The sequence below is a fragment of the Nocardioides sp. S5 genome, from assembly GCF_017310035.1.
In the GTDB taxonomy this organism is placed as follows: Bacteria; Actinomycetota; Actinomycetes; order Propionibacteriales; family Nocardioidaceae; genus Nocardioides.
Window position 1 is genome coordinate 4,081,189 of sequence record NZ_CP022296.1, and the last position, 20,742, is coordinate 4,101,930.

The window sequence follows — 20,742 nt, forward strand, 5'->3', positions numbered from 1 at the left end:
GACGTGCGAGCGGGGGTCTCGCAGGACCGGCCCGACCCGGTCCTTCGCGTGCCGCCGAAATCACTCCCGATCCCGGCCAACAATCACAAGACGATAACGACGAGCGGCCCGGACGCAAACTCGAACGCCGAAATTCGCACGAGACTCCGGTCACCACGGACCGTCCGGCAGGGCGCTCGGCGCGACCTACCAGGGGCCCCCGAAGGCGGTCTCGGTGTTGGCGTCGATGGCCCGGCAGAGCTCCTCGAGGTCGGCACCGAGGACGTCGGCCATCGTCCGCACGGTGAGCGGCACGAGGTAGGACGCGTTGGGCCGGCCGCGGTGCGGCGTGGGCGTCAGGTAGGGCGCGTCGGTCTCCACGAGCACCCGGTCGCGCGGGGTCACCGCGAGCGCGTTGCGCAGCGGGGCGGCGTTCTTGAAGGTGACCGTCCCGGCGAAGCTGAGGTGTGCGCCGCGGTCGAGGCAGCGCCGCGCGAAGGCGTCGTCGCCGGAGAAGCAGTGCATCACCCAGCGCTCGGGGGCGCCCTCCTCGTCGAGGACGCGCAGCACGTCGTCGTGCGCCTCGCGGTCGTGGATGACGAGCGTCTTGTCGAGGCGCTTGGCCAGGTCGACGTGACGCCGGAAGCTCTCCTCCTGGGCGGCCCACCCCGCCTCGCCCGATCCGCTCTGCGCGTGGCGGAACCGGTCGAGCCCGGTCTCGCCGATCGCGCGGACCTTGTCGTGCGCGGTGGCGAGCCGCTCGATCTCCTCGATCGCGGCGTCGAGCTCGCCGGCTACGGCCAGGCGCGGCGCCTCGTTGGGGTGCAGCGCGACGCCGGCAACGAGCGCGTCGTGCTCGGCGGCCGCTGCCACCGCCCAGCGCGCACCCGGCAGGTCGCACCCGATCTGCACGATCCGCGGCACCCCGACGGCCGCGGCCGCGGCGATGGCCTGCTCGGTGGAGATCCAGTCGCCGTCGGCGATGTCGAGGTGGCAGTGGTTGTCGACGACCGGGTGCGGCAGCGGCTCGGGTGCGGGCGGGCGCTCGCGGTCGCGCCGTGCGCCGGACGTCTCCTCCGTGGCGGCGCGGCTGCGGGTCGGTCCGTGGTCAGCGGTGGACAACGTCGTACACCTCCCGCTTCGGCAGCCCGGCGCGCTTGGCCACCTCGGCGATCGCCTCCTTGCGCGTGGAGCCGCTCGTCTCGAGCTCGGCCACGGCCGTACGCAGCGAGCCGGGGTCGGTGCCCACGGCGGGGGCGCCGCTGGAGCCCTCGACCACGATGGTGACCTCGCCGCGGATGCCGTCGGCGGCCCAGGCGGCGAGCTCGGCGAGCGGGCCGCGGCGCACTTCCTCGTAGGTCTTGGTGAGCTCGCGGCACACCGCGGCGGGCCGGTCGTCGCCGAGCGCCTCGGCCATCGCGACGAGCGCGGCCTCGGTGCGGTGCGGTGCCTCGAAGAAGACCATCGTGCGCTCCTCGGCGGCCAGCGCCGCGAGGCGTCGGCCACGCTCGCCGGCCCTGCGCGGCAGGAAGCCCTCGAAGCAGAAGCGGTCGACCGGCAGGCCGCTGACGGCCAGCGCGGTGAGCACCGCGCTGGGGCCGGGAACAGCGGTGACGCGTACGTCGTGCTCGACCGCCGCGGCCACCAGCCGGTAGCCCGGGTCGGAGACGCTCGGCATGCCGGCGTCGGTCACCAGCACCACGCGCTCGCCGGCGAGCAGGGCCTCCAGCAGGACGGGGGTGCGGGCCTGCTCGTTGCCCTCGAAGTAGGACACGACCCGACCCGACAGCGTGATGTCGAGGTCGGCGCACAGACGCTTGAGGCGCCGCGTGTCCTCCGCGGCGACGACGTCGGCGCCGGCGAGCTCGGCCGCCAGCCGCGGGGGCGCGTCACCCGCCTGGCCGATCGGAGTGCCCGCGAGGACCAGGACGCCAGACATGCGCCCGATCATCGCAGGTGCTCGCCATCGCCGGTCGAGCAGCACGCGGTCGCCCGCTCATCTCCGCACCTCTGGTTAGAGTTCCGGCGTGACCCTGAGCGCCGCCGAGCGGAACCGTCCGCGCTGGCGCTCCGAGGACCCGCTCCTCGGCTGGGTCGGGGCGGTCTGCCTCGCGGGCCTGGCCTTCTTCCTGCGGCGCTGGCACCTCGGCACTCCCCATGCCTTCTCCTTCGACGAGACCTACTACGCCAAGGACGCGTGGTCGCTGCTCAACCACGGCTACGTGCGCGGCTACGTCGAGGACGCGGACAAGACGATCCTCAACGGCGACGTCACCGGGCTGTGGCAGGACGGTCCGTCGATGATCGTCCACCCCGAGGTCGGCAAGTGGCTGATCGCGGGCGGGATCGAGCTCTTCGGGATGGAGCCGTCGGGCTGGCGCTTCGCCTCGGCGCTGGTCGGCGCGCTGATGGTGCTGGTGATGTGCCGGTTCGTGCGGCGCGTGACCGGCTCGACGGTGCTCGGCCTCGTCGCCGGCCTGCTGCTGTCGATCGACGGGCTCCAGCTCGTGCTCTCCCGCCTGGCGCTGCTCGACATCTTCCTCGCCTTCTTCCTGCTGTGCGGCGTGCACTGCGTGGTGGCCGACCGACAGTGGTTGCGCGAGCGCCTGGCCTCGGGACGGCACTCGTGGGCGCTGGGCCTGTGGCGTCCGTGGCTGCTGCTCGGCGGCGTCGCCTTCGGCCTCGCGTGCGGCACGAAGTGGTCGGCCGCCTACACGCTGGCCGCCTTCGGGCTGCTGGCCTGGCTCTGGAGCGCCGGAGCACGCCGCGCCTTCGGCCAGCGACGACCCCTGCTGCGCTCGGTGCTGCTCGACGGACTGCCGGCCTTCGCGGCGCTGGTCGGCGTCGCGCTGGCGACGTACGTCGCTTCCTGGACGGGCTGGCTCATGAACGCGGAGGCCTATGAGCAGGCGTTCAGCAACACGCAGTACACCTCGTACGGCGGCGGGGAGCAGTGGCCGACCGCGGGCGAGCCGGACGCCGCGGGCCTGGGCGAGGTGCGTCAGTCCCTGCGGTCGCTGTGGAGCTACCACCAGGACGTCTACACCTTCCACAGCCACTTCCTGAACGACTCCACCCACGTCTACGCCTCCCAGCCCTCGACGTGGCTGGTGATGGGCCGGCCGGTGGGGGTCGACGCGCAGACCGACATCCAGCCCGGCACGCAGGGGTGCGAGGCGCCGTCCGACTCGTCGTGCATCCGGCAGGTGCTGCTGATCGGCAACCCGGTCATCTGGTGGGGCGGGTGCCTGGCGATGGTCGCCTCGCTCCTGCTGTGGGTCGGGGCCCGCGACTGGCGCCACGGCGTCGCCGTCGTCGGCCTGGCGAGCACCTGGCTGCCGTGGTTCCTCTACGACGACCGTCCGATCTTCTTCTTCTACGCCATCACGTGCCTGCCCTTCCTCGTGCTGTCACTGGCGCTGGCGATGGGGCACCTGATCGGGACCTCGGACGTGCCGACCCCACGGCGGACGTTCGGGGTGGTCGTGGCCGGGAGCTACACCGTCCTGGCGTTGGTCGCCTTCGCGTGGTTCTGGCCGATCTGGACCGACGCCCTGCTGACCAAGTCCGAGTGGGACGCCCGGATCTGGTTCCAGCGCTGGATCTGACACCCCCCGCGCGCCAGGACCGCCCACCGGCCTACTCCGCAGGAACCACCGAGGTTCGCTCAAGATGGCTCGAAGTTCTGCGGGCTCCCATGGCGTTCGCCGCAGCCGCGGAGGACGATGGGCACACACACCCGATCGGTTCGGGCCGACGGCAGGGAGGGTGCTCGATGGATTCCACCGTGATCCACATCTGTCTCCAGACACAGGGTGCTCCCTCCAACGACGGCGGGCACGCGGTCGGTGAGCGCTGGGTGTGCTCCTGCGGCGACACGTTCGTCTACCGCGAGGGCTTCAACCGCGCCGGCTACCCCAGCGTCGAGTGGTGGCCGATGCCGGTCGTGCCGCAACCGCGCCAGGAGCAGAAGGTGCGCCGCGGGCTGTTGTTCGGCCCGCGCAAGGGCTGAGCCCGCCCGGCACCACGGCGTACGCGCCGGTGAGCCCTGCCGTCACCAGGCGCCGGGGAACCGCGCGGAGCCCGCGATGGCCATCAGCGTGACCACGACGGACACGGCCGTCGCGATCAGCAGCGCCTGGCCGGCGTGGCGCCGGCCCGGCACGACGAGGAGCACCAGCCCGGCGAGCGCGACGAGCGCCGGCAGCACCCACGGCGCGAGGACCGGCGACAGCACGCCGGCCACGACGGCGAGCCCGACTCCTCCGGCAGCGGCCTTCCCGAGCGGCACGGGGCGCGGCGCGCGCGGCAGCCCGACCTCGGTCACCGGACCGGCCTCGGGGAGCTGGTCGGGGGCCAGGACGCGCAGCAGCAGGGTGAGCGTCGCGGGGTCCGCCACGACCACGAGGTCGCGGTAGCGGTCCTCCACGGCGTGGCGGCGTACGAGCTCGTCGAGGCGGTGACCGCGGTCGACGTCGGGAAAGCGCACCGGCGCCAGCAGCACCTCCGGGACCGGCTCACGCCCCAGCGCCTCGACGATGCGCCTGGCCTCCGCGGTCGGCGCAGTGAGGACGCGGACCGACGAGCCCAGCCGGGCGCGCAGCCGCTCGACGTCCGTCGTCGCCGCCTGCACGCTCACCGTGAAGATGCGCTGGAGCTCGCTCACGCCCCGACCGTAGCGCCGTGGCTGCTGCCGCTGGGCGACAGGCCCGGGAAGCAGAGCAGCGGCGCGGCCCACGGGGGGAGGGTCGCGCCGCTGCAGGTGCGTTTGGGGCCACCCGTCGCTTCCTGGGGGGAACCGTGCACCAGCGGGAGCTCGGAGCACGGGTTGCGACGGGCGGCCCCGCGGAACGCGGCCGCTTCACGATGTACAGCGTTGGGACAACCCCGGGTGTTACGCATCCGCGGAGAAAAGTTTCCGGCGGTCTAGACCGTGTCCGGTGTCCGCCGCGGGTCACCGCGTGCCGTCACCGGTCCGGTGGCTCAGGCGGGTGCTCGTCGGGCTGCTGCTGGAGGTCGGGGACCTCGCGTGTCCGTGCGATCTCCTCGGCGACGTCCGCGAGCTTGCGGTTGCGGATGGAGGACACGCGTCGCAGGAAGTCGAAGGCCTGGTCGGCATTGAGCTGCAGCCGCTCCATCAAGATGCCCTGGGCCTGGCCGATGCTGGTGCGGGTGTGCACGGCGATGCCGAGCTGGTCGATCTCACGCTCGGCGGTGAGGATGACCGAGATGTGCCCGGCCAGCGCCTGCCCGATGGCCCAGTCGTCGGCCTCGAACCGGTGCCCCTGCTCCGCGTAGAGGCTCAGGGCTCCGAACGAGCGCTGCTTCTCGGTGTAGACGAGCAGGGACATCATCGATCCCACGCCGAGCTCGCGGTGCACGAGCGACGCCCAGCGTGGCCAGCGAGGCTCGACCGAGAGGTCGCGGCTGATGATGGTCTCCTCATCCCGCAGCGCGTCGAGGCAGGGACCTTCGCCCAGCTCCTGCTGCAGCTCGTTGGCTCGGGAGACCACGTTCCCGGGGCTGGCGGCCCGGGTGATGAGCCCGCTCCGGAGATTGACGGTGAACCCGGCGTGGTCGCAGCCGTCCATGAGGGACACAGCGCTGCTGACGGCTATCTGCAACCGGGTGTCCTCATCGGGTGCTTCGGCCAGGGTGCGGGAGAGCTGAGCGAACTCGTGGATGAGATGGCTCGCGTGGGGGCCTTGCATCCGACCTCCAGATGCAGTGGATGATCCCGGGCACAGGTCTAGGCCCGGTTGGCGAGGACTGTAGTGGACGTCCTCAGCGCCCGCGGCGGATCCTCCGGCGTCGGAGCGAAGCCTCTGGGCACTTGGGGCGTCTTGATGACGACGTGGCCATCGGCGAGCAGTCAGCGCACCCGTTCGCGCCGGATGCGTGGGCACGTGCGCACCCTCGCCGCTCGGCCCGGAGAACGAAGAACGCCCCTCACCTGTTGTGGCAGGTGAGGGGCGTTCTGTTGGTGGTGGAGCTGAGGGGATTCGAACCCCTGACCTTCTCATTGCGAACGAGACGCGCTACCAACTGCGCCACAGCCCCATGCGCCTCACGGCGCGTCGCAAAGATACACGAGCGCTGCGGGGCCGACCGAATCGCCCCGCGCGTGCCGCGGATCCGGGCTCAGGCGCCGCTGGCGCGGCGGGCCTCGTCGGCCTCGCGCGCGGTCCGGGCTGACTCCTCTGCGGAGCGCGCGATGGCCGAGTCGGAGTCGGAGTGGCCGCTCGACCACACGCCGGTGGAGTCGAGGTCGATCGTGGAGACCGTACGCCGCTGGGCGGCCGGCTTGCCGACGTAGGTCGGGAGCGTGGTGGGCACCATGTCCCACCCGCCGAGGACCGACGCGGGCTCGGTGACCACGGCGGGGACCTCGTGGGCCGGGGTCTCGTCGACGCGCGAGGGGGCGGCGGGCGTGCGGGGCAGCGGTGGCGTCATCGGCATCTCGCCGGTGAGGTCGAGGTCGTCGTCGTCGACCTGCGGCGGCAGGCCGATCTCGATGGCCGAGCGGGGGGTGCGCTGGCGGCGCTCGGCGCGCACCGAGACGCGGCAGGCTACCAGCCAGGCGAGGAGCAGGGTGACCGGGGCGGCGACCCACCACCACGTGATGACCGACGTGGCACCGAGGCCGATGACGACGGCGTTGGCGAGCACGAGGAGCGCCAGGACGTTGCGGCGACGGCGAGCGGCGCGACGCGCGGAGGCGCGCTCGGCCTGCGGCGGCGTACGCCGGGCGGTGGAGGCTGCCGGAGGTGCGCCCGGGGGCGGAACCGTGGGTGACGACACCCGGGCCTTGGTCTCGACGGGGGGACGCAGGGCGGCCCGGATCGGTGAGACCACGAGGCGTGCGTTGCGTCGGTCGACCGGCTCGCGGCGCGCGAGGACGCGCATCGTGTGGGAGAACTTCTCGACCGACCTGCTGCGCACGACCTCGTCGTGGTGCTTGAGGGCCTTGGGGATCAGGTAGACGGCCCACGCCACGGCAAGGGCGACGAAGATAAGAGCGCTCAGGTCCACGGCCCGAGCGTAGGAGCGCGGGACCCGAGCGGGGCGGATGTCAAGTGGTGTGTCGCAGAACTACTGATGTGACTGGTGTGCCGAAAGCCGCGCCACGACGCCCTCCGGCGTCTCCTCCGCGGTGATCGCGAAGATCCGGTGGTCGCGCCAGGCGCCGTCGATGTGGAGGAAGCGGGGCGCGTAGCCGACCTGCTCGAGGCCGAGCTTCTCGACCACCCGCAGCGAGTTGGTGTTCTCCGGACGCACGCAGATCTCGAGGCGGTGCAGGCCCACCGGGCCGAGGCAGTGGTCGATCACCATCGCCACCGCGCGGGGCGCGACGCCGCGACCGGCGACGTCGGCAGCGACCCAGTAGCCGATCGAGCCCCACTGGGCCGACCCGCGCGCCACGTTGCTCACGGTGACCTGCCCGACGAAGCGGCCGTCCACCTCCACGACGAAGGGCAGGCACAGCCCGTCCTTGGCCTGGCGCAGCAGCGAGCGGGTGACGAGCTTGTACGACGACGGGCGCGGCGCCGCTCCGGGCGGGACCGTCGCGTCCCACGGGCGCAACCAGTCGTGGTTGCGGGCGCGCACGGCCTGCCACTCGTCGGCGTCCGAGCGACGCAGCGAGCGGACCACGACCCCCGCGGACTCGAGCCGGGCGGGCCAGCCTGGTGAGGTGGTCAGTGGTCGCTCCCGACTACTTGCTCGACCGCGTGGCGCAGGACGGGCTCGAGGACGCCGAGGCCGTCCTTCACTCCCCCGCGCGACCCGGGCAGGTTGATGACCAGGCAGTCGCCGACGATCCCGGCAAGGCCGCGCGAGAGCATCGCGGTCGGCACTCCTTTCGCGACGCCGGCGGCGCGGATCGCCTCGGCGATGCCGGGAACCTCGCGCTCGAGCAGCGGCGCGGTCGCCTCCGGGGTGCGGTCGGTGGGCGTCAGCCCGGTGCCGCCGGTGGTGAGCACGACGCGGGCGCCGGCCGCGACGGCGGCGGAGATCGCCTCACGCACCGGCTCGCCGTCGGGGACCACGGCGGGGTCGGCGCAGTCGAAGCCCTGCGCGCGCAGCCAGTCGGCGATCAGGGGCCCGGTCTCGTCGGCGTAGACGCCGGCCGCTGCCCGGTTCGACGCCACGACGACGCCCGCGCGCAGGCTCATCGCGACCAGTCCCCGGACCGGCCGCCGGACTTGGTCTCGACGCGGATGTCGGTGATGACCGCGGCCTTGTCGACCGCCTTCACCATGTCGACGACGGTGAGGGCCGCGACCGACACGGCCGTCAGCGCCTCCATCTCGACGCCGGTGCGGTCGGTGGTGCGGACGGTCGCGGTGATGTCCACCGAGTCGTCGCCGACCGCCAGGTCGACGGTGACCCCGGAGATCGCCAGCGGGTGGCACAGCGGGATCAGCTCGGGCGCCTTCTTCGCACCCATGATCCCGGCGATGCGGGCCACAGCGAGCGCGTCGCCCTTCGGCACGCCCTCGCCGCGGAGCAGGTCGACGACCGTCGCGCTGACCAGGACACGGCCGGTCGCGGACGCCGTACGCGCCGTGACGGGCTTGTCGCCCACGTCGACCATCCGCGCGGCACCCGTCTCGTCGACGTGGGTGAGCCGGTCGTTGCCGGGGGCTGCCATCAGAACTCCTCGTCGAGCTTGCGGATGGCCACCATCTCGCCGGCCGTGACCGACGTGACGTCGGCCGGGACCTCGATGAGGCAGTTGGCGGTGGCGAGGTCGCCGAGCAGGTGCGAGCCGTGGCCTCCGACCGGGGAGACGAAGCTGCCGCCGCGGTCGGTCTCGTAGAGGCCGCGGACCAGCTGCACCTTGCCGTCCGGGGAGGACAGGCCGTGCGTCAGGCGCGCGCGGGCGGTCGGTCGGACGTAGGGCAGCTTTCCCATCATCCGCCGGATCGCGGGCAGCACGAACATCTCGAAGGAGACGTAGGACGAGACCGGGTTGCCCGGCAGGGTGAAGACCGGGGTGTCGTCCTCGCCGATCGTGCCGAAGCCCTGCGGCTTGCCGGGCTGCATGCCGACACCGCCGAACCACATCGTGCCGTGCTGGGACAGCGACTCCTTGACGACGTCGAAGTCACCCTCGCTGACACCACCGCTGGTCACCACGATGTCGGCGCGCACCAGCTGGTCGCTGAGCGCCTCGGTGAAGGCGTGCGACTCGTCGGGGACGATGCCGACGCGGTAGGCGATCGCGCCGGCCGCGCGGGCGGCGGCGGCGAGGAGGTAGGAGTTGCCGTCGTAGATCGAGTCGTGTCCCAGCGGCGTGCCGGGGTCGCGCAGCTCGGAGCCGGTGGAGATCACCACGACCCGCGGGCGCGGGCGGGTGCGCACGGTGGCGCGACCGACGGCAGCGAGCATGCCGAGGTGGCGCGGGCCGAGGACCGTGCCCTCCTCGAGCAGCATGTCGCCCTCGGAGATGTCGTCGCCGGTGGGACGGATGTGCTGGCCGGGCCGGGCGGCCTGGCTGATGCGGACGCTCGCGACGCCGCGGTCGGTCCACTCGTAGGGCACGACCGTGGTCGCGCCGGCCGGGACCGGGGCGCCGGTCATGATCTTGACCGCGGTGCCCGGCGACATCGCGAGGATCGAGGACTGCCCGGCGCCGATCTCGCCGACGACGGGCAGCGTGACGGGGGCGTCCTCGCTCGCGCCGGCGACGTCGTCTGCGACCACGGCGTAGCCGTCCATCGCGGAGTTGTCGAAGCTCGGCAGCGAGATCGGGGCGACGACGTCCTCGGCCAGCGCGAGGCCGAGCGCCTCCATCAGCGGCTGCGGGAACGCCTGCAGCGGGGAGACCGTGGCGAGGATGCGCTCGACGTAGTCCGCCACGGGCAGCAGGTCAGCCATGCTGCTCCTGCTCGTCGAGGACGGTGCCGCCCTCGACACGCTTGGCCGACGTCGCGTTGAGCGCCACCTCGCCCACGACCTTCACGCCGCGGCCGAAGGTCCAGTCGCCCTCGACGGTGAACGAGTCGGCCTCGCGCAACGACGGGGCTCCCTCGGGGAACCGCTTGTCGAAGTCGCCGACGAGCTTGTAGAAGTCGCCGTCGAGCGCGACGTAGGGCACCTCGTCTCCTCCCTGGGCCAGCACGAAGTCCTTGCCGAGTTCGTAGACGTCCGAGCGCAGCACCAGCAGGTCGTCGGTCGTCTTCACCGGCACGAAGCGGTCGCGTCCCACCTCGATGGTGCGGGCCCCCTCGAAGACCTCGATCGCGGCACCCATCGCCGTCTCGACCTGGATCACCTTCGGGGTGGTGGGGTCGGCCGGGTCGAGGTTCTTCACGTTGCGGATCAGCGGCAGGCCCAGGATCCCGCCGCGCGCGTCGAGCGCCTCGGTCATCGCCCGGAGGTCGAACCACAGGTTGTTGGTGGAGGAGAAGCGGTGGCGCCCAAGGTCGGCCAGCGCCTCCTTGTCGGCGTCCAGCGTCTGCGCCGACTCGCGCAGCACGATGCGACCGTCCTCCTTGCGGCGGGCGAAGTGGCCGCCCTTGCGGTCCGAGGGCGTACGCCGCACCGCTTCGATCGCGAACGGCGCGCCGCTCTCGGCGAACCAGCCGGCGACGCGCGCGTCCGGCACCGCACCGAGGTTGTCGGAGTTGGAGACGAAGGCGTAGCGGTAGCCGGCGTCGAGCAGCTGCGCGAGCAGGCCGGTGCCGCGCAGCGCGGTGTAGATGTCGCCGTGGCCCGGCGGGCACCACTCGAGGTCGGGCGCCTTGGGATAGGCGGCCGGCATCAGGTCGGCCTCGAGGAGCTTGGGCTCCTTGTTCTGCAGGAACTCCAGGGGCAGGCCTTCGACCGGGAGCCCGTCGTAGCGAGCGAGCGCGGCCATCGTGTCGTCCGAGGTGCGGAAGGAGTTCATGAACATCAGCGGCAGCGTCGCGTCGTACTGCTGGCGCAGGTGCAGCACCTGGCGGGCGATGATGTCGAGGAAGCTCAGGCCGCGCCTCACGCACAGCAGCGACTTGGCGCGGTCCATGCCCATCGACGTGCCGAGCCCGCCGTTGAGCTTGATGACGGCCGTCTTGCGGATCGCCTCCGCAGCCACGTCGTCGGCGACCTCGACGTCGTCGAGCGCCTCCATGTCGAGCGGCTCGATCGAGTCCTCGGCGATCATGCCGGTCTCGCCGTGCTCGAGGAGACGGTAGTAGTGCGCGAACGTGTCGATCGCGACCTCGTCGACGCCTGCGTTGCGCATCTTCTCGCGCGCCAGGTCGAGGCCGCGGCCGTTGCCCTTGCTTGCCATGCTTCGATCGTAGGCTGCTCACGTGGACGGGCACGACTGGGGCGACGCGACGATCGCCAAGGGCGCGCTGCGCGACCAGGTGCTGGCGGCCCGGCGACGCCGCCCGCTCGACGCCGGCGCGGAGCACGCGGCCGCCCTCGCGCAGGTCGCGCTGGGCTGGGACGCGGTGCGTTCGGCGGCCACGGTGGCGGCGTACGTCTCGGTCGGCAGCGAGCCCGGCACCGGCCTCCTGCTCGACGCGCTCGTGGGCGCCGGCAAGCGGGTGATCGTCCCGGTGCTCCTGCCCGACAACGACCTCGACTGGGCGGCGTACGCCGGACCGGGGTCGCTCGCCGCGGCGACGCGCGGGCTCCTCGAGCCCTCGGGACCGCGGCTCGGCGTCGATGCGGTCCGCACCGCCGACGTCGTCCTCGTGCCCGGCCTGGCCGTCTCCCCCGCCGGCGACCGGCTCGGGCGCGGCGGCGGGTCGTACGACCGGGCGCTGGCGCGGGTGCCCGCCGGGACGCCGGTGGCCGTCGTGCTCCACGACGACGAGGTCGGGCTCTCCGTCCCGACCGACCCCCACGACGTGGCGGTGGGGTTCGCGCTGACGGGGGCGGGGGTCGTGGTCCTGGGTTCGGGATCCCCGGCCACCCGGTGAAACTGGAGCCTCACCCCCGAAACTTCGCACCGGAACCTCGAGATTCCCCGGGTAGCCGGGGATCCCTCAAGCGGTCAGCCCGCCGGCGTCAGCACCAACCGGTCCTCGGCCGCCTCGTCTACGGCCTCGCGGCTGTAGGCCCAGGGCAGGGTCTCGCCGTCGACGTAGAGCTCGGTCTGGTCGGTGTAGTGCGACGACGCCGGGTGTCCGGAGACGCCGGTGAGGTTGATCCAGCGCGAGTCGTCGAAGTCCGCGAGCGAGACCACCATGCGCATCGACGGCGCGGCGGTCACCTCGTAGCCCTCGGCGGCGTTCCACGACGTGGCGTCGACGATCGAGGAGCCGCCGCCGACCTGCCAGCCGTCGCGGTTGAAGAGGCGCTCGACCGGCGCGATGCCGGACTCGCCGAGGGTCGCGTGGCGCAGGTTCATGCGGTGCAGCCGGCCCCACGTCCACAGCCGCGGGTCGCGCGCCTGGCGCCGCGTCATCTCGTCGCGGGCAGCGATCATCGCGGCGCGGAGGATGTCGTCGCGCGTCTCCACCTCGTCATCGGTGCCGGCGTCGTCCCACCACGGTCCGGCGGGCTCGGTCAGCATCCGGCCGACCACGGTGAACCACCGGTCGCCGCCGTCGGGCCAGGTCCGCACGCGCAGCTCGTCGTGGAAGGTGAGCTCGAGCAGGTTGGCCCACACGACGTTGAAGTACGCCGCCGGCGCGCTGTCGGCCGGCGACGAGCCGTCCCAGTCGCGCAGCAGCCGCTGGGCGTTGCGGTAGTAGGGGTTCGGCAGGTCCTGGATGTCGAGCAGGTAGGGCACCAGCGTCTCGGCCATCGGGTTGGCCGTGTCGAGCTGGAGGTCCACCATCTCCTCCACCGACAGCTCGCCCTCGTCCTCGAGCACCTCGCGGATGCGGGTCGAGCGGTAGCCGTAGTCCCAGTCGCGGGTCAGCAGGTAGGGGTAGTCCTCGTCGACGACCGCCTGGTTGGCGGTGACGATGAAGCCCTCCTCGGGGTCCAGCACGCTCGGCAGGCCGTCGAAGGGGATGTAGTCGCCGGTCCAGTCGTTGGCGCTGATCCACCCCTCGACCGGCATCGTGCCGTCGTTGCCGCCGCGACGGATCGGGATCCGGCCGGGCGCCTGGTAGCCGATGTGGCCCTCGCGGTCGGCGTAGACGAGGTTCTGCGCGGGCACCGCGAAGTCGGCGGCCGCCGCGCGGAACTCGTCCCAGTCCGACGCACGGTTGAGCGCGAGGATCGCGTCGGCGGTGGGTGCGGGGTCGAGCGCGGTCCACGCGAGCGCGACGGCGTACCCGCTGCCGCGCTCGCCCGGCTCGTCGGTCGGGGCGTTGGCGCCGACGGTGGCGAACTCCGTGGACACGTCGCTGATGAGCGGGCCGTGGACGGTCTCGCGCACCCGCAGCTCGACGTCGTCGGCGCCGCGGACCTCGATGGTCTCGGTGCGCACCCGCAGCGGCTCGGTGGCGCCGTCGCGGACGTAGAGGTCGTCGCCCTCGGTCTGCTCGAGGAACAGGTCGGTGACGTCGGGCCCGAGGTTGGTGAAGCCCCACGCGATGTCGGCGTTGTGACCGATGATCACGCCGGGCACGCCGGAGAAGGTGAAGCCCGAGGTGTCGAGGGTGCAGTCGGGCGAGGCCTCGCGGCAGTGCAGGCCCATCTGCATCCAGATGCCGGGCTGGCTGATGCCCAGGTGCGGGTCGTTGGCGAGCAGTGGCTGGCCGGTGGCGCTGTGCTCGCCGTCGACGACCCACGAGTTGCTGCCGATGCCGCGACCCTTGCCGACCAGCTCGGGCATCGCGGCCACCCGGTCCTGCACGCGCTCGAGTGCCTCGACCACACCACGGGGGTACGCCGGGCGGCGGGGGTTGCGGGTCGCGTTGGCGGTGGCGTTCTGCTCGAAGACGCCGTCGACGACACCGCCTCCGGAGACGATCGGCGGGTGCGCCTCGGCGTCGTAGGCCGGCCACAGCTGGGCGACCTCCGCCTCGCTGTGGTCGAGGGACAGCAGCACCCGGTCGACCTCGGCCTCCATGTTGCCGCGCAGGTCCCACGCCATCGCCTTGAGCCAGGCCAGCGAGTCGACCGGCTGCCACTCCTCGGGCGTGTAGTCGAGGCCGGTCAGGCCCAGGATGCTGTACTCCGCCGCGAGCTCGGAGGGCGAGCGGTCCTCGATGTAGGCGTTCACCCCCTCGGCGTACGCCGTCAGCGCGGCGCGCGTCGCGGGTTCCAGCAACGGCCACTCCTGCTCCGCGACCCGGCGCCAGCCCATGGTGCGGATGAAGCGGTCGGTCTCGAGGCTGTCCTCGCCGAAGATCTCCGAGAGCCGGCCGGCCGTGACGTGGCGGCGGAAGTCCATCTCGAAGAAGCGCTCCTGCGCGTGGACGAAGCCCTGCGCGCGCATCAGGTCGTCGTCGGTGTCGGCATAGACCTGCGCGATGCCGTGCGCGTCGCGCACGACCTCGACCGACGCCGACAGCCCGGGGACCTCGAGCTCGCCCTCGGTCTGCGGCAGCGGACGGCGTACGACCCCGACGACCGCCGCGGCCAGCACGAGCAGCACCAGGACCAGGCCGACCGCGGTCCAGGCCGTCCAGCGGACCGCCCGCGGCGCGCGCCGGAACGCCTGCCACCGGTGGGACCGGGGCCGGTCGGCGGACTGGTCGGCGGACTGGTTGGCGGACTGGGGCGCAGGGGTGGGTGACGGGTCGCTCATCGCGCTGCCCATTGTGCCGTACCATTGGCAGTCGAAGAGTCAGAGTGCCAGCGCGTCGCGCGGCCCCGACCGATCGCCGTTCCAGCTCCACGAGGCCAGATTCCCTAGAGGATTGCCACATGCCCACCTATCAGTACGCCTGCACCGAGTGCGGGCACTCCTTCGAGCAGTTCCAGAGCTTCAGCGAGGACGCGCTGACCGTCTGCCCCGAGTGCGACGGCAAGCTGCGCAAGCTCTTCAACGCCGTCGGCGTGGTCTTCAAGGGCTCCGGGTTCTACCGCACCGACAGCCGCAGCACCTCCGCGTCGTCGACGCCGGCGTCGACGACCTCCTCGTCGTCGGCCTCGGACTCCTCGTCCACCTCGAGCAGCTCGTCGTCGACCTCGTCCACCTCGTCGTCGTCCTCCAGCTCGTCGTCCTCGGACTGACCCCTGTGGAGAGGCCGAGCGGGCACCGCCCGCTCCGGCCTAGCGTCGGGGGATGCTCCCGGGACTCCCGCCGACCAGGCGTCGGCTGCGCGCGGTACGCCATCAGCTGAGGCGTCGCCGCCGGCTGCTCGCCGCCGCGCTGACCGCCGTCGCGGTCCTCGGCGTGCTGCGCGCGCTCGCGCCGCCCGAGCCCGACACCCTCGAGGTGCTGGTGGCCGCGCGCGACCTGCCCTCGGGCACCCGGCTCGACGACGGTGACCTCGTCGCGCACGACTGGCCGCAGGACCTCGCGCCGCCCGACGCCGCGACGAGCGCGCTGGGCCGCGTGCTGGCCGCGCCGCTCGGCCGGGGTGAGGTGCTCACGGACGCCCGCGTCGTCGGGCCGGGGCTCGCGCTGGCCGAGCCGGGGCAGACGATCCTGCCGGTGCGGTTGCCCGACGCGGGGATGGCGACCCTGCTCCAGCCGGGTGACGAGGTCGACCTGGTGGCCACGGACCCCGGCACCGGCGCCTCGAGCATCGTGGCGCGGGAGGTGACCGTCCTCGCCACGCCCCGCGGCGTGCCCGACGGACCTGCGGGCGGCGCAGGCGGCGCGCTCGTGGTGGTCGGCACGTCCGCGACCGAGGCGATCGACATCAGCAGCGCGGCGCTGTCGCATTTCGTGACGGTCTCCTGGACCCGCTAGCGTGACCCGCGTCCCGGCCTCTCGGGGCCATCTACGAGGGAGACACACATGAGTGGTTTCAAGGCTTTCATCCTCAAGGGCAACCTGATCGAGATCGCCGTCGGTCTCATCATGGCCCTGTCGTTCGCAGCGGTGACGACCACGTTCACCGAGTGGCTCACCGGCCTGCTGCCGGTGTCCGATGACATCTTCAGCGGCGAGGTCGGCTCCTTCGGTGCGTTCCTGAACGCCGTCATCGCCTTCCTGATCCTCGCAGCGGTCGTCTACTTCTTCGTGGTGGTGCCCTACACCAGGGCGAAGGAGCGCTTCTTCCCGAGCGAGGAGCCCGGCACCCCCGCCGACGTCGCGGTGCTCGAGGAGATCCGCGACCTGCTCAAGGCCCGCGGCGGCAACGTCTGACCCGCACCACCCGCGTACGGCCGAACGGCCCGTCCCCAATGGGGGCGGGCCGTTCGTCGTGGTCGGATGCTCAGCCGTGGTGCGGCGGCACCTGGCTGCGGTACCAGTCGTCACCCTTGCCTGCAGTGTCCTCGCGGGCGTCGCGGTCGTCGCTGGTCTGTTCGGGTACGCCGTCGCCGAAGACCGCAGCCAGGCGGCGGCGACGCTGCCAGTCCGGCTCCTGCTCGGGAGCGGGGCGGTCGGTGCCGTCGGAATCCCTCACGCGCAGACTCCCGGGACGGGCTCCGGCTCCGTGGTCGCCGGGGCCGAAGGGGTCGCGGTCTCGCTGGGCGACGCCGTCTCCGTCGGGGTGTAGGTCGGCGTGGCGGAAGGCGTCTCGGTCCCGCTCTCCGTGGGCGCCGCGGTGCCGGCTGGCGTCTCCGAGGACGTGCTGGGCGGCTCAGCGGTGACAGCGTTCCCGGACAGCAGGCGCGCCGGGATCTCCTTGTCCTCGTTGATGAGCTCCCAGATCTCGGTGGCCTGCTCGGTCCAGAAGACCCGCCCACTGAATTCGGAGTCCGTGGGGTAGTACTCCGTCGGCAGCGTCACGAACTGCACCTTGTCGAGGCCGATGCTCTGCAGCTGCATGGCGATCTTGCCGATCCGGGTCACCGAGTCGAGCTCGGTGTCGGTCGTCAGCGACTTGGTGGCAGCGTCGAGGAATCCGACGACCTTGTCGAGACGCGTGAGGGTGCCGGCCGACTTCACCTTGCGCACCAGTGCGGCGATGAAGGTCTGCTGGCGCCTGATGCGGGAGATGTCGTTGCGTTGAGCCAGCTCGCCGACCGAACGGGCCCGGACGTAGTCGAGCGCCTCGTCCCCGGTCAGCACCGACGGGTCGCCCGCCGGGACGAAGATCCCGTGCTTGCGGTCAACGAGGTCCTCGGGCACACAGACCGGCACTCCGCCGACGGCGTCGACCATGTCGCCGAACCCGTTGAAGTCGACGACCACGAAGTGGTCGACGAAGACGTCGGTCTCGGTCTCGAGCTGGTCGACGGTGCACACCGGACCGCCGATGCCATAGGCGGCGTTCCACATCACCTCGGTCGCCGCAGCGGACTCGCCGTCGTTGCACTCGGGGCGGTCGACGATGGAGTCGCGCGGGATGGAGACGGCGTAGGCGCGCTCGCGGTCGGCAGACAGGTGCACGAGGATGGTCGTGTCGGAGCCGCCGCCGCCCTCACCGTCGATGGCGTTGCCGGCGCCCTCGCGGGTGTCGTCGCCCATCACCAGGATGTTGAGCGGCTCGCCGTTGCCCCGGTAGACCTTCTCGGGGCGATCCCCACCGAGCGCGTCCAGTGAGACGCCCTCGATGTTGCCGTTGAGGTGTCGAACGAAGTAGATCGTGCCGAGCCCGGTGATGAGCGCCAGGACCAGGGCACTGACGAGGATCACTCGTCCGACGGTGTGCTTGCGCGCGACCTTGCCCTTGCGCTTGGGCGCGCCGACAGGAGCCTCCGGACGTGACTCATCCGACACGGGGCTCCCCTTGTGGTTCGAGAAGATGGACTGACCGGGTCTGAACCTACTTCACCCCGGCAAGATTTCCCGCTCCCGCGAGCGAGCGGCGTCAGCCGTGGCGCGCACCGAGCAGGCCGATGAACTCGTCGGCCATCTCGAGCTGGCGGACCAGGCGCGCACGACGCTCGGTGGCGTCCGTGCGCACGTCGGCGATCCGCTGCTGCGCCGCAGCCCGGTCGCTCTCGTCGGCCTCCGGGTCGCCGAGGACCTCCAGGTCGGACATCACGGCCTTCATCTCGTCGAGGCTGAAGCCGAGCGGCTTCATGCGCCGGATGACGAGGATCTTGTCGACGTCGGACTCGGTGTAGAGGCGGAAGCCGCCGTCGGTGCGACCCGACGGCTGGAGCAGGCCGACCTCCTCCCAGTGGCGCAGGCTGCGCAGCGACAGCTCGGTGCGGGCCGCGACCTCGCCGATGTGCATGACGACGTCCGTCGTCTCGCCTGCCCCCTGGGCCATCGCGGTCTCCTGTCGCTCGAGATTCGAACCCTACCCTCACGTAAGGGTAGGTTTTCCCCTCGTGTCTGCTGCCACCGAGCCTATGGCCCCTCCCGCCACCGTCGAACCCAGCGTGCGCGCGGCCCTGCGCTCGCCGACGATGCTGCGCACCGAGGTGCTGGCCGGCCTCGTCGTCGCGCTCGCGCTGATCCCCGAGGCGATCTCGTTCTCGATCATCGCCGGCGTCGACCCCCGCATCGGCCTGTTCGCCTCCTTCACCATGGCTGTCTCCATCGCCTTCCTCGGCGGACGGCCGGCGATGATCTCGGCCGCGACCGGCGCGATCGCGCTGGTCATCGCCCCGGTGATGCGTGACCACGGCTACGACTACCTCGTCGCCACGGTGCTGCTCGGCGGCCTGATCCAGATCGCTCTCGGCCTCGGCGGATTCGGCAGGCTGATGCGCTTCATCCCCCGCTCGGTGATGGTCGGGTTCGTCAACGCCCTCGCGATCCTCATCTTCCTGGCGCAGGTCCCCTACCTGGTCGACGTGCCGTGGCTGGTCTACCCGATGATCGCCGTGGGCCTGGCGATCATGGTCGCGCTGCCGCGCGTCACGACCGTCGTGCCCGCGCCCCTCGTCGCGATCGTCGCCCTCACCGGCTTCACCGTGCTGGCCTCGCTCTCGGTGCCCGACGTCGGCGACGAGGGTGAGCTGCCCGACAGCCTGCCGGAGCTGTTCTTCCCCGACGTCCCGTGGACGCTCGAGACGCTCAAGATCATCGCTCCCTACGCGATGGCCATGGCGGTCGTCGGCCTGCTCGAGTCGCTGCTGACCGCCAAGCTCGTCGACGACATCACCGACACGCGCTCCAGCAAGACCCGGGAGTCGTGGGGCCAGGGCGCCGCCAACGTCATCACCGGCTTCTTCGGCGGCATGGGCGGCTGCGCGATGATCGGCCAGACCCTCATCAACGTGAACGTCTCCCGCGCCCGCACCCGGATCTCGACGTTCCTGGCGGGCGTCTTCCTGCTGATCCTCGTCGTCGGCCTCGGCGACGTCGTCGCCATCATCCCGATGGCCGCGCTGGTGGCGGTGATGATCCTGGTGTCGGTCGGCACCTTCGACTGGCACTCGATCCAGCCGGCCACCCTGCGCCGGATGCCGAAGTCGGAGACCACCGTCATGGTCGCGACCGTCGCGGTCACCGTCGCCACGCACAACCTCGCCATCGGCGTCGTGGTCGGTGTGCTCGTCGCGATGACGCTCTTCGCCCGTCGCGTCGCCCACCTCACCGAGGTGCAGCGCGAGGTCGTCGAGGACCGCGACGGCGTGCCGACGGCGGTCTACCGGGTCACCGGCCAGCTGTTCTTCGCCTCGAGCAACGACCTCTACACCCAGTTCGACTACGCCGAGGACCCCGACGCCGTGGTCATCGACCTCACCGACTCCCACGTCTGGGACGCCTCGACCGTCGCCTCGCTCGACGCCATCACCACCAAGTACGCGCGCAAGGGCAAGACCGTGGAGATCATCGGGCTCAACCCCGCGAGCGCCGAGCGCCACGAGCGGCTCAGCGGGTCGCTGCCGTCGCACTGACCCGCCCTCGGGTGAGCGACGTCGTACTCCGTCGTGGCAGGATGCTGCCCGCTGCGGAACCTCCGGGAACCGTGGCAACGCCCCAGTAGCTCAGTGGATAGAGCAGCCGCCTCCTAAGCGAAAGGTCGCGCGTTCGACTCGCGCCTGGGGCACCACCACACCGCCTTGGTCCCACCCTCGACGCGGCGGCGCAGGGAAGACAACGTCGCGCGCCGCTACGCGCCTGGACGCAGGGTCGCATGGAGCGACGACGTCGCCACCGGCCTCAGCCTGGGTGGAGTCGAGGGGTGAAGTGCGCGCTTTCCATGTCCATGTGCCCGCTGTGTGGGCCCCATGCGCTGTCGTAGTAGTCGGGCCGGGACGGGTCGTACGCACCGTCGAGGACGTACGGCACGAGGCTGTGCCTGGTGAAGACCGAAACCCGCACCCACCGGGGCCGGGCATCCATGCTTGCGCTGCTCAGACAGTCTCTCGGAAGGATGACGGTGACACGGTCGCGGGCGTAGTCGAAGCGCACTTTCGCCCGCTCGTCCTCATTTGAGGAGCAGCCGCCTATGCGTCCGTGGACGGCTTCGTAGACGTGGACCTTGCCTGCCACGGTCGGTGAACCATCCCTCCGTTGCAGTGGGCTGGCGTTCCAGTACCAGCCTGCACCCTTCCCGGGTCGAGATGACCGGTCCACCTTGATGTACCCACCTACGGCAACCGAGCTGTCGTGACTCGGTAGCGTGAGCTCTCGAACCCACGTCCGGATCATCAGCACGCGATTCGTGTGCCGAACGACCACGCGGTGGATGTCTGCTTCGCGGTGGGCTGGCGCCGCCGACACATCCCCTTCCAGCACTTCGACCGTGTCGGCGTCCGGGTCGCTCCGGGTATCGCGGCAGGCGGCGCGCCGAGAGAGCCCGCCAGCAGCGCCGCGATCGAGCCCCACGCAGCCGCTCTCTTCAGACCCATCAGTTGCCCTTCCGCCCCGTGAGGCGACGACGGCGTCGGCTCGCTGCG

Annotated in this window: 22 protein-coding genes and 2 tRNA genes; 8 read left to right on the forward strand and 16 right to left on the reverse strand. The window is 71.8% G+C overall.

The window, feature by feature from the left end:
* Window positions 1-186: 186 nt before the first annotated feature.
* Window positions 187-1,101 carry a TatD family hydrolase gene (locus CFI00_RS20195; protein ID WP_207082760.1) on the reverse strand — a complete coding sequence of 305 codons (915 nt, stop codon included), beginning with the start codon at window positions 1,099-1,101 and terminating at the stop codon, window positions 187-189.
* Window positions 1,088-1,918 carry a 16S rRNA (cytidine(1402)-2'-O)-methyltransferase gene (rsmI, locus tag CFI00_RS20200; RefSeq protein ID WP_242532525.1) on the reverse strand — a complete coding sequence of 277 codons (831 nt, stop codon included), beginning with the start codon at window positions 1,916-1,918 and terminating at the stop codon, window positions 1,088-1,090. The genes CFI00_RS20195 and rsmI overlap by 14 nt, the downstream gene beginning before the upstream one ends.
* A gap of 88 nt (window positions 1,919-2,006) precedes the next feature.
* On the opposite strand from rsmI, the gene CFI00_RS20205 reads away from it, so the two are divergent.
* Both CFI00_RS20205 and CFI00_RS20210 read left to right on the forward strand, forming a co-directional pair.
* Window positions 2,007-3,587, forward strand: coding sequence for a phospholipid carrier-dependent glycosyltransferase (locus CFI00_RS20205; RefSeq protein ID WP_207082762.1), 1,581 nt, complete (start codon window positions 2,007-2,009; stop codon window positions 3,585-3,587).
* Between the two features lie 167 nt (window positions 3,588-3,754).
* Window positions 3,755-3,991 carry a hypothetical protein gene (locus CFI00_RS20210; protein WP_207082763.1) on the forward strand — a complete coding sequence of 79 codons (237 nt, stop codon included), beginning with the start codon at window positions 3,755-3,757 and terminating at the stop codon, window positions 3,989-3,991.
* Window positions 3,992-4,033: 42 nt separating this feature from the next.
* Here the strand turns inward: CFI00_RS20210 and CFI00_RS20215 are convergent, their stop codons facing one another.
* From CFI00_RS20215 to CFI00_RS20255, 9 genes are all read right to left on the reverse strand, one after another.
* Window positions 4,034-4,645, reverse strand: coding sequence for a hypothetical protein (locus tag CFI00_RS20215; RefSeq protein ID WP_207082764.1), 612 nt, complete (start codon window positions 4,643-4,645; stop codon window positions 4,034-4,036).
* A gap of 301 nt (window positions 4,646-4,946) precedes the next feature.
* Window positions 4,947-5,690 (reverse strand): GAF and ANTAR domain-containing protein, encoded by a 744-nt coding sequence (locus CFI00_RS20220; protein ID WP_207082765.1) that lies wholly within the window; start codon window positions 5,688-5,690, stop codon window positions 4,947-4,949.
* Between the two features lie 273 nt (window positions 5,691-5,963).
* Window positions 5,964-6,039: transfer RNA gene (locus CFI00_RS20225), tRNA-Ala, on the reverse strand.
* Window positions 6,040-6,120: 81 nt separating this feature from the next.
* Window positions 6,121-7,011, reverse strand: a complete 891-nt coding sequence (locus CFI00_RS20230) for a hypothetical protein (protein ID WP_207082766.1) — start codon at window positions 7,009-7,011, stop codon at window positions 6,121-6,123.
* 60 nt (window positions 7,012-7,071) lie between these two features.
* Entirely contained in the window at window positions 7,072-7,632 is a 561-nt protein-coding gene (locus CFI00_RS20235) for a GNAT family protein (RefSeq protein WP_347401886.1), read from the reverse strand.
* Window positions 7,633-7,676: 44 nt separating this feature from the next.
* Entirely contained in the window at window positions 7,677-8,153 is a 477-nt protein-coding gene (locus CFI00_RS20240; protein ID WP_207082767.1) for a MogA/MoaB family molybdenum cofactor biosynthesis protein, read from the reverse strand.
* Complete coding sequence (moaC, locus tag CFI00_RS20245; protein WP_207082768.1) at window positions 8,150-8,632, reverse strand: cyclic pyranopterin monophosphate synthase MoaC; 483 nt, start codon at window positions 8,630-8,632, stop codon at window positions 8,150-8,152. The genes CFI00_RS20240 and moaC overlap by 4 nt, the downstream gene beginning before the upstream one ends.
* Entirely contained in the window at window positions 8,632-9,861 is a 1,230-nt protein-coding gene (glp, locus tag CFI00_RS20250; RefSeq protein ID WP_207082769.1) for a gephyrin-like molybdotransferase Glp, read from the reverse strand. Before glp ends, moaC begins: the two co-directional genes overlap by 1 nt.
* Entirely contained in the window at window positions 9,854-11,257 is a 1,404-nt protein-coding gene (locus CFI00_RS20255) for a UTP--glucose-1-phosphate uridylyltransferase (protein ID WP_207082770.1), read from the reverse strand. Before CFI00_RS20255 ends, glp begins: the two co-directional genes overlap by 8 nt.
* Window positions 11,258-11,279: 22 nt before the next feature.
* Between CFI00_RS20255 and CFI00_RS20260 the strand changes: the two genes are divergently transcribed.
* Entirely contained in the window at window positions 11,280-11,897 is a 618-nt protein-coding gene (locus tag CFI00_RS20260; protein WP_242532526.1) for a 5-formyltetrahydrofolate cyclo-ligase, read from the forward strand.
* Window positions 11,898-11,971: 74 nt separating this feature from the next.
* On the opposite strand, the gene CFI00_RS20265 is transcribed toward CFI00_RS20260, so the two are convergent.
* Window positions 11,972-14,626: a penicillin acylase family protein gene (locus tag CFI00_RS20265; protein WP_207082771.1), complete on the reverse strand. Its 2,655-nt coding sequence runs from the start codon at window positions 14,624-14,626 to the stop codon at window positions 11,972-11,974.
* A gap of 119 nt (window positions 14,627-14,745) precedes the next feature.
* On the opposite strand from CFI00_RS20265, the gene CFI00_RS20270 reads away from it, so the two are divergent.
* Genes CFI00_RS20270 through CFI00_RS20280 form a run of 3 tightly spaced genes read left to right on the forward strand, consistent with a single transcriptional unit; the run spans window position 14,746 to window position 16,138 of the window.
* Complete coding sequence (locus CFI00_RS20270) at window positions 14,746-15,054, forward strand: FmdB family zinc ribbon protein (RefSeq protein ID WP_207082772.1); 309 nt, start codon at window positions 14,746-14,748, stop codon at window positions 15,052-15,054.
* 52 nt (window positions 15,055-15,106) lie between these two features.
* On the forward strand, window positions 15,107-15,739 hold the full coding sequence (locus tag CFI00_RS20275; RefSeq protein WP_207082773.1) for an SAF domain-containing protein: 633 nt from the start codon (window positions 15,107-15,109) through the stop codon (window positions 15,737-15,739).
* Between the two features lie 48 nt (window positions 15,740-15,787).
* On the forward strand, window positions 15,788-16,138 hold the full coding sequence (locus CFI00_RS20280) for an MscL family protein (protein ID WP_207082774.1): 351 nt from the start codon (window positions 15,788-15,790) through the stop codon (window positions 16,136-16,138).
* A gap of 70 nt (window positions 16,139-16,208) precedes the next feature.
* Here the strand turns inward: CFI00_RS20280 and CFI00_RS20285 are convergent, their stop codons facing one another.
* The 3 genes from CFI00_RS20285 to CFI00_RS20295 form a co-directional block, all read right to left on the reverse strand.
* Window positions 16,209-16,400, reverse strand: coding sequence for a hypothetical protein (locus CFI00_RS20285; RefSeq protein ID WP_242532527.1), 192 nt, complete (start codon window positions 16,398-16,400; stop codon window positions 16,209-16,211).
* Window positions 16,397-17,659 (reverse strand): LCP family protein, encoded by a 1,263-nt coding sequence (locus tag CFI00_RS20290; RefSeq protein ID WP_207082775.1) that lies wholly within the window; start codon window positions 17,657-17,659, stop codon window positions 16,397-16,399. Before CFI00_RS20290 ends, CFI00_RS20285 begins: the two co-directional genes overlap by 4 nt.
* A 91-nt stretch (window positions 17,660-17,750) precedes the next feature.
* Window positions 17,751-18,158, reverse strand: a complete 408-nt coding sequence (locus CFI00_RS20295) for a MerR family transcriptional regulator (RefSeq protein ID WP_207082776.1) — start codon at window positions 18,156-18,158, stop codon at window positions 17,751-17,753.
* 61 nt (window positions 18,159-18,219) lie between these two features.
* Here CFI00_RS20295 and CFI00_RS20300 point away from each other — a divergent pair, with 61 nt between their 5' ends.
* Together CFI00_RS20300 and CFI00_RS20305 are read left to right on the forward strand one after the other, a co-directional pair.
* Window positions 18,220-19,737: a SulP family inorganic anion transporter gene (locus CFI00_RS20300; RefSeq protein ID WP_242532528.1), complete on the forward strand. Its 1,518-nt coding sequence runs from the start codon at window positions 18,220-18,222 to the stop codon at window positions 19,735-19,737.
* A 79-nt stretch (window positions 19,738-19,816) separates the two neighbouring features.
* Window positions 19,817-19,892 (forward strand) — tRNA-Arg (locus CFI00_RS20305).
* 110 nt (window positions 19,893-20,002) lie between these two features.
* Here the strand turns inward: CFI00_RS20305 and CFI00_RS20310 are convergent.
* A complete protein-coding gene (locus CFI00_RS20310; protein WP_207082777.1) occupies window positions 20,003-20,671 on the reverse strand; it encodes a hypothetical protein in 669 nt (222 codons plus the stop codon).
* Window positions 20,672-20,742: the final 71 nt, after the last annotated feature.